At 55.2% G+C, this 12,750-nt stretch carries 11 protein-coding genes and 1 pseudogene; 7 read left to right on the top strand and 5 right to left on the bottom strand.

The annotated features are described in order from the left end of the window. The first annotated feature begins 21 nt into the window (after window positions 1–21). Window positions 22–147 carry a hypothetical protein gene (locus LB462_RS31115; protein WP_255626489.1) on the top strand — a complete coding sequence of 42 codons (126 nt, stop codon included), beginning with the start codon at window positions 22–24 and terminating at the stop codon, window positions 145–147. A 68-nt stretch (window positions 148–215) separates the two neighbouring features. Beyond that, complete coding sequence (locus tag LB462_RS05665; protein WP_224506390.1) at window positions 216–1,367, top strand: alpha/beta hydrolase; 1,152 nt, start codon at window positions 216–218, stop codon at window positions 1,365–1,367. Between the two features lie 496 nt (window positions 1,368–1,863). Here LB462_RS05665 and LB462_RS05655 read toward each other — a convergent pair whose 3' ends face one another. Next, entirely contained in the window at window positions 1,864–2,175 is a 312-nt protein-coding gene (locus LB462_RS05655) for a hypothetical protein (protein WP_224506389.1), read from the bottom strand. A gap of 723 nt (window positions 2,176–2,898) precedes the next feature. On the opposite strand from LB462_RS05655, the gene LB462_RS05650 reads away from it, so the two are divergent. Continuing rightward, the gene (locus tag LB462_RS05650) at window positions 2,899–3,102 is read left to right on the top strand and encodes a hypothetical protein (protein WP_224506388.1); all 204 of its coding nucleotides are present in this window, start codon (window positions 2,899–2,901) and stop codon (window positions 3,100–3,102) included. 211 nt (window positions 3,103–3,313) lie between these two features. Beyond that, entirely contained in the window at window positions 3,314–3,685 is a 372-nt protein-coding gene (locus LB462_RS05645) for a nuclear transport factor 2 family protein (RefSeq protein WP_224506387.1), read from the top strand. A gap of 692 nt (window positions 3,686–4,377) precedes the next feature. Here LB462_RS05645 and LB462_RS05640 read toward each other — a convergent pair. From LB462_RS05640 to LB462_RS05630, 3 genes are all read right to left on the bottom strand, one after another. Continuing rightward, a complete protein-coding gene (locus LB462_RS05640; RefSeq protein WP_224506386.1) occupies window positions 4,378–5,775 on the bottom strand; it encodes a cytochrome P450 family protein in 1,398 nt (465 codons plus the stop codon). A 325-nt stretch (window positions 5,776–6,100) separates the two neighbouring features. Beyond that, entirely contained in the window at window positions 6,101–6,988 is an 888-nt protein-coding gene (locus LB462_RS05635; protein ID WP_370637073.1) for a helix-turn-helix domain-containing protein, read from the bottom strand. Window positions 6,989–8,988: 2,000 nt separating this feature from the next. Beyond that, on the bottom strand, window positions 8,989–9,894 hold the full coding sequence (locus LB462_RS05630; RefSeq protein WP_224506385.1) for a LysR family transcriptional regulator: 906 nt from the start codon (window positions 9,892–9,894) through the stop codon (window positions 8,989–8,991). Window positions 9,895–10,011: 117 nt separating this feature from the next. On the opposite strand from LB462_RS05630, the gene LB462_RS05625 reads away from it, so the two are divergent. From LB462_RS05625 to LB462_RS05615, 3 genes and pseudogenes are all read left to right on the top strand, one after another. Further along, a complete protein-coding gene (locus LB462_RS05625) occupies window positions 10,012–10,434 on the top strand; it encodes a DoxX family protein (protein ID WP_224506384.1) in 423 nt (140 codons plus the stop codon). A 44-nt stretch (window positions 10,435–10,478) separates the two neighbouring features. Further along, window positions 10,479–11,351: an NmrA family NAD(P)-binding protein gene (locus tag LB462_RS05620; RefSeq protein ID WP_224506383.1), complete on the top strand. Its 873-nt coding sequence runs from the start codon at window positions 10,479–10,481 to the stop codon at window positions 11,349–11,351. 401 nt (window positions 11,352–11,752) lie between these two features. Beyond that, a pseudogene (locus tag LB462_RS05615) lies at window positions 11,753–12,378 on the top strand (tyrosine-type recombinase/integrase). A 115-nt stretch (window positions 12,379–12,493) separates the two neighbouring features. Here the strand turns inward: LB462_RS05615 and LB462_RS05610 are convergent. Next, on the bottom strand, window positions 12,494–12,750 hold a 257-nt coding region (locus LB462_RS05610; RefSeq protein WP_224506382.1), incomplete at its 5' end, for a hypothetical protein.

The following is a 12,750-nucleotide window of genomic DNA, read 5'->3' as shown; positions in this document are numbered from 1 at the left end:
CAAGAAATGATGAGGATTTCGATGCGTCATGATGATCTGGACGAGCGGTTGAGAAAACTCGGCGTGAACGTCGGGCCCTTCACGTTCACCGTAGTGTTTCTGATCGGTGTTGCCGCTGCGATCGGAATTGGTTGGTTCCTGTATTAGCGGTCGCAGACGCAGTGCCAGCAGTCGATGGCGCATTGGATAGGCACTTGGTGTTCAGTCGAAGCATTTTGATACTCCGTACAATCACGCTCATCTTGGTGGGCGGCGTTGCGGCATGTGCGTCACCGGCCCGGGGTGTCCTTGCGCCCGTCAACACCGCGGCGTCTGGCGCGGCCAAGGTTGATTTGCTGGTTGCGACGACTCGAGCACCAACGTCGCAAAAGGGCGTATTCTTTACGGGCGAGCGGGGCCACGATCTTAACCTCGCCAACGTCGTCGTCTCAATTCCGCCCAACCGCAATCCGGGAACAATCCAATGGCCGCGTCGGCTTCCAGGCGACCCTGAGCGAAACTTCGTGACCACTGCCGTAGACACCATCAACGTTCGGGACATCCGAACCTGGTATCGGTCGCATGCGGTGAGTGCCAGGCGCGTTCTGATCTTCGTGCATGGCTTCAACACACGGTTCGAAGACGCGGTCTTTCGTTTCGCCCAAATTGTCCACGACTCACGCGCCGAGGTGACCCCAGTGCTGTTTTCCTGGCCATCGCGTGGGGCTTTGCTTGACTACAACTACGATAGGGAAAGCACCAATTTTTCCCGCTCCGAATTGGGCTACGTCATTCAACAGGCGGTCAATAGCCCGGACGTATCCGAGATCACGATCATGGCTCATTCAATGGGCAGTTGGCCGGTGATGGAAGCCCTGCGTGACATAGCGATGCAAGGCAGGCGGATATCGCCCAAGATCACGGACGTCATTCTCGCTTCGCCGGATCTCGATATCGATGTCTTTCGGAAGCAGCTGATCGACATCGGGCAAGAACGGCCACATATATCGATCTTCGTGTCGGCAAACGACAGAGCGCTTCGGCTTTCCCGACTGATATCTGGGCAAGTGACGCGCGTTGGCGGAGTGGACCTTACAGACGCAAGCTATAAAGCCCAATTAAAGATGGCATCCGGAATTACGGTGTATGACCTCAGTGCGCTGCGCAACGGTGACAGCCTCAACCACACGCAGTTTGCGACAAGCCCCGAAGTCGTCCGGCTTTTTGGCGAGCGGCTGCTGAGGGGGCAATCACTCTCTGACGCCGATCCAAACATACCCGGCAATTTTGGTGCTACCGCCGTCGAAGCCGGCCTGGCAATCGGCACGGTGACGGGAGCCGCCCTGAGTGCGCCTATCCGCATCTTTGAAAGCACGGTGCGTCGATAGGACCGTACGTTCATGACTTCTTGTTTATTCTGCCATCTTTCGTGACGACAGCCAGGTATTTCATGGCTCGTTCATGCGGTTGGTGATCTCAAGGAGGTTGCCATCGATCACAAGCATGTCGGCGGGCGGCCATCGTTATCGACTACCGAATGCCAAATGAACAGGTTCTGATCCTAATCGATCAGGCGAACCGTTGCCTAGTCTCCTAGCTTCGCGCGGGGTTCTCTCCAATTCCGAAAAGCTGACGCTTCACAGTTCCCCTTACATCAGGAGGCCAACGATCGTGCCCAAAATCAGCCCGCCGAATACTGTCGCTCCGGGGGCGGCCTGCCCGTTTACGGCCGCGGCAGGAACAGGTTGTAGCGGCTGATGGCATTGGGGCCATAGGCCGTCGATGCGGTCAAGAGCGCCTGCGAGGGAAGGAGTGCCCCGCTTTGGCTACGGACTCGCAGCCTCTGAAGGCCCTCTATCCGGGTTCGCACCGAACGAACCTGAACTATCTCCTTCCAATCCTTCGCACATCGACGACGCGGCCATTGCTTTGCCTGACGGCAATCTCGAACCGGGAATTTCCACGTAATGCGCGATAAATAAAGAACCGACCACGGCAATCCATGCGCCGTATGTTGTGGAAACCGCGATTGCGGAGCAGCCTTTCACCCTGGCTGCAGGTTATTCCCCTGCCTCTGTTGAGATTGGTGCCGATGGTGATACTGACGGACTGGGCAATGGCGGCGGTAGGCAGCGCCACAGGCGTCATCAACAGGCTGAGAACAAGTCCCAGCGATACAAACAAATTCTTTCCCAAGCTTTCCTCCACGACGATTGGTGGTCAGAACAACGGCTGTCCCGCCCTTGCCGTTAGTTCAATGGGATTAGGTCAGCACAGACAGAGCACATGGCACAGTACGTAACGGTTACATACTGAATGATTGAAGATGTTCTGTAGTCCCTCATGTCGAATACTCCCAACCGTCATGTCTTGAATGTCGCGAGTGTTGTGGACGGATCAACCAATTCTGCGTAAGTCGACGACCCTGCCGTTGTGGCGATTGACTGCGATTTCAAAACGGCGGCCCGCGTGCCATGCCCGATAGACAAAGAACCGCCCACGGCAACCAACACGCCAAACATCGTGAAAGCCACGTTGTCTCAACCGATTGGCATCTAACCCGCAAACGATTGGACGCCCCCTATTCAGGCTTGTCCCAACGGTAAGAGCAGGCGGAGCGGCGTTGGCGATATCGAGCCCAATGACAGGTGACAGCATAACACAAAGGTATAGTGCCCTGACGAAAGACCTTGGCATGCCGATCTCCCTGGAAAGGACCTCGCTACCGGAAAATTAGCCGATCCGGCTACTGCTGTGACGTGCGCGGAATCCCGAATCTTCGCTTTGAGTGTATTTAGCGGTGCCCTCGAACATTCGCTTGCTCGTTTTATTGAGCGACGACCCGAGCACTGGTAGCATGCACGCTACCCGTTTTGAGGGTCTTGGTATCCTTGGAAATAAAGCAATTGGAGGTTCATCATGGCTGCAATCGATGACAAACCGATCTCATTGTTCAAAAAGCTTGGTGGGTTGATTGCCATCATATTGGGCTTTCTGCTGGCAGCTGTTGGCTATCGAGATGGATCGACCGAATACCTGACGTTGGGGATTGTGCTGATCGCGATTGGTCTGGTGCTCATCGTGCTCATGATCGTCCGACGGAACCGCGGCCGGCAAGTTTGACGCATTCGACTTGCTCTGGAGGCATATCGCGGGAGTGCCGCCAAAACGTATTAACCCTGAGCCGAACGGTGGGCGAAGAATGCATCCCCGGGGATAGACGAAGATCTGCTTATCCGAGGAACAAGGTTCCCATAGGGAACATGAGCGAATGGAACCCTATGGGCCACTGTGGTTCTATTGCCAGCCACACCGACTGAGTGGAGACGCGGCGATGGATATTCGATCGACACTGAAGGAGCTATGTGAGGCCTTCAACGCGCATGATCTTGTTCGCATCATGACGTTCTTTTCTGATGATTGTGTATTGGAGATGCCGCGGGGAAACAATCCTGGGGATTCTCGTTTCGAGGGCAAACAGAAGGTACGCGAAGCGCTGGCAACGCGCTTTGAGGGCCTGCCCGATGTTCATTACGGCAACGAGGAGCATTTTGTAGATTCGGATACCGAGACTGGCATCTCAAAATGGACCCTTACGGGCACCACCATCAATGGGGCGAGAAAGGAAGTCCGGGGTTGTGACTTTTACACATTTCGCGACGGCAAGGTAGTCCGCAAAGACTCATACTGGAAGATAATGGAGTGAGGGGCGGCTTTGCGCCCGCATGTCGGCTGTTGAGGTCAGTTATGCCACCGCCTGAAAGCACACATTGCCGACGACCACGCTGAGGTCGCCGTTGCGCCAAAACCAGACGCCAGCCACATTTGGCTAAACATTATGCTTTGTAGACTGGTGCATTACGCCGAAGTCGAGGTGCTACGTTAACGGAATGGATGGTGCCAGCGAGACTACGCAGCCAATCACAACGTGCCATGTACAGCGCCCGTCGCACGCTCCAAGGTGATGACATCATTGGCCAAAAGTTCCATTCCTCCCTCGCATGCGGGCACGCGGCTCCCACACGTTGCCTCACCTGTCATCGCCGAGAATAGACCCAGCGACAGCGACGGCGTCTCCGCGCCCAGACATCACGATATGTCCGGCAAACACGCCGCCGTCTGGTACGTCGATGGTGCCTGCGATTCTGCCGACGCCGAGAGTTGCTATAACGCCGCGAAGTACTGCGTTGCTGCGCTAGTTCGACGGGAGTGCCATCAGGGGCGTGACCCTTCGCGCTTTCATCTGGCTCCGATCGGAGGTTATCGGTTCGACGTCCGCCATCGGCAAGGCTAGAACTGGCACGATTTGGTAATCGCCGCAAAAGTGACCACGCCAATCAGGGTCGACAAGAAAGTTCGTCTGTTCACGATGCCTCCCGGACCATCAGTTTGTTCCAGCTATACGACGCGTGCAAAACCGATATCATCACCAATCACCGTTGTTGGCCCGATCGGCAAAGGCTCAGGGTTGGCAATATTAAGTTTCATAAACTCGATCTTGTCTTTCGAAACCTTTCGCAGAAAATCCTCAAAGGCTTGAATGGTCAATTGCTCGCCCGGACAGCGACGATAACCAAAGCCAAAAGGCGCAAAGCCTGCATAGTCGCAGACGGGGAGCTGCTTACCGTCAGCGACACCGAAAACAGTACCGAACCCACTGTTGTGCAGCGCAGCCTTGCGACCGTCTTTGACATCGAACGATGTCAAGTCGAATGGGCATTTGGCAAAACCGATCTGCTTGGCTTTGGCTCCATCGATGTCGGAGCTCGTGGGAGCATCCTTATATCGTGAAGGATCAAATTTTTTGGGGTTCGTCCAGTGCACGGGGTCCACGCTCGTCGAGGTGTGGGGGCTGATGATGTAACCGTGCCGGTCGAATTGTGGCGTTTGCGTTTCCCCAAGCGCAGAAATGCTGCCGCCATTTGGCGAAATCAGCCGGAACAACTCCATGACGAATGTCTCGAGCGGCGTGAATGGGGCACCGTTTGCGTTGTCCGGATCACCCTCCATGGTTTGCTTGAAAGAAGCCTTGATATCCGGGTCACCCACACCATTGGCCAGACGAAGCATGATATTGTAAATGGTATTGCCCCACTGACTGAATGCCACGAAGTTGTGAAAGCATTCGAACACCACGTCCTTGTGATTGAAATACGCGCTCTCTTCGCCGTTCTTGATCCAGTACCACGCGAACGTCTTTTCTGGATCTGTGGTCTTTCCTGACGCGATATCGGCGAGCTTTTCGTCGATCCATGATTTCAAAAACTCGAGATGGGATCGCACGATCATATAATTTTCGTAGACGATGCGCGTCGTTGGGTCTCGGTAAGCAAGAACCGTGTTGAAACTCTCGCCTATTTGACGGACACGCTCCGGTATCTCGTCTCCCGAGACGCCCAGATGCAAATCCCAGTACAGATCCCAAAACGAATTCAGGTAGACGCGCATCAGCGGCCGTCCCGCATTGGCTTCGGACATTAACTGGTCAAAAAACGCTGTAACCTTGCCGCCATACTTATCACGGTACAGATCTGGCGTTACCGCCGACATGTAAATCCTCTTGCGACGGTTATCCGGTCCTCGCTTCTCCAATCCTTGAAGAAATACCGTCACGCCATCTTCCGGCGCGGGCCTCCATGTCCGGCTCAGAAGACCCCATAAATCGTTGGGAAGAGCGTTCTCCTTCGTGAGTGCAAGATCAATCATCGGAAGAAACGACCGCTCACCCTCGAAAACGCTCACCAGGAAATGCGGAACGATCACGTTCTCGATATAGGCTGGGTCAAGATCTTTCATGAATTGGGCGCGTAAACGAGCCGCAGTTGCTGCCAATTCGCCGGGTGCTGGTGGATCATTTAAAGGAGGCTGGTAATGCGCCAATACCGGTTGCGCTGATAGTGCCGCCACCGAGGTAGCGCTCCCTGTGAGAAAAGTCCTGCGTTTCATAGCAAAATCCTCCCTTACCTACGCTGGTGTCCGTAAGCATGCAGGTTCATCGCATTTGACGATTGATACCAGGGTCTATAGCACATTCGGGTTATGAGTTATTAGGTAGGGAATCCCGTCGTTAGGCCGAGCGTCCCAAAATCCGGATGCGGTCAATCCAGGCACTGCGCCGGCGTTATCCGTGAAGTTTGCGCAAGAGTATGCCAAATCGCTCTTCCGGAGAGTTCGCGGCGAGATCGGTCGCGGGCCGATTCGGCAGACCGCCATGGATACCGGCCCTAACATCGCTCGGTGTGTAGCCGAACTCGCGTCTGAATGCCCGACTAAACTCTGCTCCGTCGGTAAAGCAGCGCTGTTCGGCGATATCTACGATCAGACGTTGATCGCAAGGATCCGCAAGGACAGCATGCGCGTCAATGAGACGCCGGCGCTGCAGGTAATGGGCGACACCGCCATAGGGTTCGAACAACCTATATAGCCGTGTGCGCGAGACACCAAGTTCGCGGGCAACGCCGTCGATGCGGAAATCAGCATCAAATAGTTTGGTCTGCAACAGGCGTCGTGCCCTCTCCAGAAGCACCATCGAAATGGGTTCTTCCGCTTCTTGAATGCGGTCAGCAGTCGGTGACGCACATGCAAGAATCATAGCCTTGGTCGCAGCCGCGAGATTACCCAGATCGGTGACCTCGAGGTTCGCGAGCCTTCGCGCAAGACCAAGCAGGAAATCTGATAACAACTGGCCCATGCCCGTGTCGATCGTCGAGAACTCTATCGCACCCAGCACACGCGCCACCTCCGGGCAGAAGTCACGCGGAACGAACAAGATCAGCATTTCGCTGTCAGTAACGGATCCCTCGAAGGACCCGCCAAGAGGATGGACCTGTACAACTCCCGCACCTCCGCGGAAGGTCCGGCAGGAGATCGACGTTTCGGTGGTTCCTCTGAGCACGAGGGTCACGGCCCAATGGTCAAGTGGGTCGCGCCGTGTATGGCCACGAACGCTCGCAAAGTTCAGCTCGTTCGTTTTGATATGGGTAAGGGCGATGGGACCCAGGTCCCACATTCTCTGCTTTCCAACGAAAGGAGCCGGATCATTGTCCACCCCTGTTAGCTCAACCATGGGAGCAAAGTTGCGACGCCAAGCATCGAACCGAGATTCTTCAGGCAGTTTTTCAACATTCAATTCAAATACGGAAATTGCCGCGCTGTGGGCTTCGGTATAGGTGGCTGGCTGTGTATCCCGGTGAGCCGGAACCTCCCCGTAGGCATCAGGATTTCTGCCCGATGCAGGGCCGTAAGCCATGCCACGTCGTGTCTTTGCCTCAGCAGATGCAAACTCAGAAGCGGAGGATCTTTGCACTGAGACTTGAGGATATGAAACGTTCATTATCGTCACCTCTCGTAAAGCTGATAAAAGAACAATGCTGATTAAGAATGTTCGAGCACATACAGCTAGTTTCGCACAGTACGTAACGGTTACATGACGTGCGCAAAAAATTACATTGTGTAGAGTACTGAGCCGACCGGATCACTTATACGCGACCGACGGCAAAGCATAGCACCAGAACTTGGCGGCGAAACCCAAAGGCATTATTCACCCGCATTTGTTGTGATGAAGCATCGAATACTCCTCAACCGCTAAACACCAGCAAGAACTTCTGGCTTATTGTGTTTGAAGCTCGGCTTCGCCTAAAAATCTGACGCTCGGCAGCAGGGTCGCGACCTTTGTGATAATCTTGAGCACGGAGTGCCGGCGGGCCACCTTGTGCAAAAAACGTTGCTGGGTACGGAGCCAGATTCATGGCTGCAAGCGCGGCGGCGGGCATGCATGGCTTGCCCTATCCGCCGTAATGCGGTGGACTAATAAATCAAAGTGTCGTGGCGTCACGAGTACCGTGCGCGAGAACTTCCTGGGGTGAATATATAGGAAACTATCGGTTCGGCCGCTGGTTCTGATCAAGCCATTATTCCTGTCTCAGCACTTGCCTTGCTTGGTGCCCCTCTTTCCACTTTTGGAGAACGAAAGCGGTCGTCATTTATTTTCCGGCTTCTTCGGAGCGGATGCTTGTGTGCGGCGCTTTTTTAAACTCCGTCTCCGCAGCAAGCCAAATGCGATAACCGCCGCGAGAACGACCGGGGCCCATATAAGCACAATTAGCGAAACAAGCTTTGCCACCGTTGAGTTCTCCAGGCATCTTATAGGCACCACCCACAACCGTTTCGTAGATCCGATAGTGTGTGTACCCCATCATCCGATTTGAGAATGTTGCAGCCAGGCAATAGCATTCAGTACCCTAGTCAAAAATCATTGGTCTGGTGACTAAAAGTTACGCAAAAGCCGAATGATTAAACCATAAAAATTGAGTGCTTATCAAATGATCAGTCCACCAACACTCACGTCATCTTCGGTTCCGAATTCTAGAATGGCATGGATGGCCCTAGCGTTGCTGCGATGCAAACCCGACTGACGCGTTTAGATTTGCCGCAGTTAGATTGCATCGTACCGACGGCCGTAAATGAGTAAGCCGGGAATATATTACCCGATATTTGGGTGTCAGTCCTGGCACAAGGCAAACAGTTTATCGTGCACAGTCAGTATCTACTAATGTAACGGCAAAGCGGAAATAAAAACATCGTTCGAAAGTGGAGATCCCGGATGGAGATTGATTTAGGCGAAGTGCTTGCCGATGCCCTCTGCCAATCTGGATCGTACTATACCCCACCTTGGGAAGGCGAGGACACGAAGCACCTCGACGGTTCAGGAATTTAAGCACGTGCGTTGATGCGATGGCTGCTTTGCGCCCTTATCCTCGCCGTTCTCGGGCAAAGTGAGTCGTCCCGAAAGCGGCCATTCGTTCCGATTGCCCGTTTGCTGCCTTACGGAAATGGTTCTGTTACATTGGGATCGCGTTAGGGAGACAGAAGGCGGAAAAGTTTGAGGATATCTCATGTCGGACTTCAAAGGTCGCCGGTTTCAGAGTCGCATTCTGTTGAACCGCCAGGCAGCCGACCGGCAGAACTCAGAATATTAATTTCGGGGCCGGAAGAAGAAGTTTAGTTTCGCTATTCCAGATACGGCGTCAGCACATCTTCAATCCATTTCATGAATGCGCGGACTCGGCGCGACAGATTGCTCCGATGTGCTACGACGAGGGAAACGGCGATCGCCCGGCGACGAAAATCGGGCATGATCTCCACTAGCGCTCCACTCTCAAAATATTGGCCAATCCCCAAGAGTGGGGCTTGAATCAGGCCAAGGCCGGCGAGGGCAGCGGCGTCGTAGGTTTGCGCGCTGTTGACGTGTAGCGCACCTGGCAACTGAAGCGCCGCGTAGCTGCCGCCGTCCGGATATTCCCATCCATAGGGTCTTGCGCCCAGCATTGTCGAAAAATGAATTGTCCGATGTCCCTGACGCTGGAGATCTTCTAGCGATCGAGGGACGCCAAAGCGCGCCAGATAGGCGGGACTGGCAGCGTTGACCATGCGCAACAGGCCCAGTGGGCGGGCAATCAACGTCTCGTCCCCTATGGCTCCAAGCCGCAATACACAGTCGAACCCTTCTTGAACCAGATCGACTTGCCGATCCGTACTTGACATTTCCAGCTCCAACTCGGGGTGAGCCGCCATGAAGTCGGGCAAGGCCGGCACGATCGTTGTGCGCGCCACCTCGGTCGGAAGATCGACCCGTAAACGCCCGCGGAGTGCCACGCGGTCGCCTGCGAACATCGAGTGCAGGTCATCGACTTCAGCAAGCAGATCGCGGGCACGGGCATGAAATGCGCGTCCGTCCTCCGTCAACAGCACGCTGCGCGTTGTCCGGTGCAGGAGCCTGACACCGATATTTTCTTCCAGCTTCCGGACCGCCGTTGAGGCCCTTCCCTTCTGAATGCCAAGGCTATCGGCTGCTCGGGTGAAGCTCCCCATTTCCGCCACCGTTATGAAAATGAGGATGGGTTGGAGGTTCTGCATTTTCGTGCCTCGGTATTGTTAACTCTGGATAGAACAGTGAGTTCCAATTCCTGTTGTTTATCACACCTGAGAGACACAGTAACCTTCGAGTTAGAAATTCTAATCGGAGAATGACAAGTGTCCGAAACTATGAACCAGCGTCAGGTACTTGGAACTACGATCTTGCATCGCGCCGTGTGGGTCGGCCGAATAATGAGCGGGTTTGTCGTTATCGCTCTGCTGGCAGACGGTACTATTCAGCTTTTCGCGCCCGCACAGATCGCAAGCATGTTGCAGGAAACCGGGTTCGCGATGGATCTGACCCATGTCGTGGGTCCGATCATCCTCGCCTGCGCCATCCTTTACGCCATCCCGGCCACCGCCGTCCTCGGCGCGATCCTGGTGACGGGCTTTTTGGGAGGCGCGATCTGCGCCCATGTCCGCATCGGTGAGTTGGGGTCGCCGCCGGAAATCATTTCGCTGCTTCTGGGCGCGATGACTTGGGGCGGCCTCTATCTGCGTGACCCCCGAATCCGGGCCATTCTACCGCTCATCCATTGAACCAACTGGGGCAGTCCTCTGTCCCCAACATCAGGAGAAAACGCATGTTTTTAGTAATGGGAATCACGGGAAACGTGGGCGGCGCGACGGCAAGGCATTTGCTAGCGCAAGGCAAGAAGGTGCGCGCGCTGGTCCGCGACCGCGAGAAGGCGGTTAACTGGGCGAACCAGGGCGTGGAACTGGTCGACGGCGATTGGAATGATTCGGCAGCCATCGAGCAAGCGCTCAAAGACGTCGAAGGCGCGTTCGTCATGTTGCCCCCTGTCTGGGCACCCTCGCCCGATTACAAAGAAGCAAAGGGCGTGATTGCAAACTATGTCGAGGCGCTCACCGAGGCAGCGCCGCCGCGAGTGGTTGCGCTTTCGTCAATGGGTGCGAACAGAACCCGCGGGCACGGGGTGATCACGGCCTTATCGCTTCTGGAGCAAGGTTTTCGCGACCTGATATCGCCAATTGCATTTGTGCGCGCAGGCGGGTTCTTCGAAAATTTTCTTTTCGGCTTGCAGGTCGCGCAGGGCGGAACGCTACCCGCCTTCTACAATCCGACAAACCGGAAATCGACCATGGTCGCGACGAACGACATCGGCGCGGAGGTCGCAACCCTTTTGACCGGGCCAGCGTGGTCAGGGCAGCGCATCGTCGAGATTGGTTCGATGGTCACTGCGGATGAAGTCGCGGAGCAATTGGGCGAAGTCCTGAATCTCGACGTGAAAGCCTTTGCAATCCCGCGTGCGGGGTGGGCGGAAGCGTTAGAGCAATTCGGCATCCTGAAAGGCCACAGCGGACCTGCCGAAGAAATGTACGAAGCCGTGAATGCGGGATGGATGGACCTCGGCGTCGAGGGTACGGAGCATGTAGCGGGTACGATGTCCGCACGCGATGTATTCGAGGCCGCACAGAACGCCGCCAAGGCGTAAGTCCGGGACGGATCAAGCATGAGACGCAGACATCCCGCGACGTGTCGCGGGAAGCGCTCAACAGTTCAAAGCAACGCGAAGCGCCTCCGCTCCCGCCTGACCTTCTGTTCTCCAAGAGGATTTAGTAGTTTCTGCTTCATGATGCATGCAAACTGAGTTAGAACCAGTGATATCAATAGGTTACCGCTTTCAAAAGATATGACCGAAACACTAAAACATCGGTCAGGCTCAACCTTTTCTTCTGATTTCCATGGCTTCTTGCCGCGCAGGCGCGATTCCTAAGCCAAATGTCCGCTATCCGCGTCTGGTCATTCCATAGCGGACCAGCCGCTCTCGGCCCCCTTCAATACTTGCGCCCGTGCGTTCTCCTAACGGCCAATGTTGGCCTAAGGAGACCTGAAATGGGTATTGCACAATACGATCCTACCGCCCTGGGCCGTCCGGCGTGGAGCGCCGGCCGAAAGGTCGGTGTCAAGAAGCCGCTGAAACAGCGCCAGATTTGGACGATCCGTTTCTTTCTTGATAGGGAGGGACGCATGAGAGATCGTGCGTTGTTTGACCTCGCAATCGACAGCAAACTGCGGGGCTGCGATCTCGTGAAAATGAAAATCGGGAGTCTCGTGACAGGAACGCAAATTCGAACTCGAGCCATCGTCGTCCAGCAAAAGACCAGCCGTCCGGTTCAGTTCGAAATCACGGCGGAGGTGAGGGCAAGTTTGCTTGCATGGCTTGAACGGCGAGGTGGAACAATCGACGACTACGCTTTCCCAGTCGAGTCGACCACACCGATCATCTGAGTACTCGCCAGTATGCCCGGTTGGTCGATGAATGGGTGACCGCAATTGGGCTGCGGCGCGAAGACTACGGCACGCACTCGCTTCGGCGCACGAAGGCCGCAATGATTTACAAGGCGACAGGCAATCTTCGCGCGATCCAAATCCTGTTGGGGCACACCAAGATCGAAAATACGGTCAAGTACCTTGGCGTGGACATTGAGGATGCGCTGGAACTAGCTGAGCACACTTAAATCTGAGCGCGTGCAGCCCCGCACAGTGGGGCTGCACGCGTTAACGAAACTTTCTCAATTCCAAACATTGCGATCAAGCGACTATGCGCCCTGAATCCAGCCGTTCAGCCTGCTGCTAAAATTCCTGAAAGCTGCCGGTGGCCTTATGCAGGCTGAATGTCCAGCTTGGGGGTGGGAAACGGACTGGCATATGCCGGGGGGCTACGCCGGGAAAGCTGCTCTTCACCTTGTCAATGAGCTTCGGCTGCAACGCGCCCAAAGCGGGCCTCACCTGCAGAAGGACCGCACCGGATGGAAAGAGAACCACAATACGAGCGTTCGCGATCAACGAAATGCGTTTTTCGCGCGGGGCGATGCGACACCGCGAATGGG

This window comes from Phyllobacterium chamaecytisi (assembly GCF_020164455.1).
GTDB lineage: Bacteria > Pseudomonadota > Alphaproteobacteria > Rhizobiales > Rhizobiaceae > Phyllobacterium > Phyllobacterium chamaecytisi.
Note: the sequence above shows the minus strand (reverse complement) of the source record. Positions and strands in the feature narration are given on the sequence as shown.

Coding starts and splice junctions, on each gene's coding strand:
- LB462_RS05645 (WP_224506387.1), top strand. CDS start 3,314: ATGGATATTCGATCGACACTGAAGGAGCTATGTGAGGCCTTCAACGCG.
- LB462_RS05635 (WP_370637073.1), bottom strand. CDS start 6,988: ATGTGGGACCTGGGTCCCATCGCCCTTACCCATATCAAAACGAACGAG.
- LB462_RS05640 (WP_224506386.1), bottom strand. CDS start 5,775: ATGAAAGATCTTGACCCAGCCTATATCGAGAACGTGATCGTTCCGCAT.
- LB462_RS05630 (WP_224506385.1), bottom strand. CDS start 9,894: ATGCAGAACCTCCAACCCATCCTCATTTTCATAACGGTGGCGGAAATG.
- LB462_RS05650 (WP_224506388.1), top strand. CDS start 2,899: ATGGCTGCAATCGATGACAAACCGATCTCATTGTTCAAAAAGCTTGGT.
- LB462_RS31115 (WP_255626489.1), top strand. CDS start 22: ATGCGTCATGATGATCTGGACGAGCGGTTGAGAAAACTCGGCGTGAAC.
- LB462_RS05620 (WP_224506383.1), top strand. CDS start 10,479: ATGTTTTTAGTAATGGGAATCACGGGAAACGTGGGCGGCGCGACGGCA.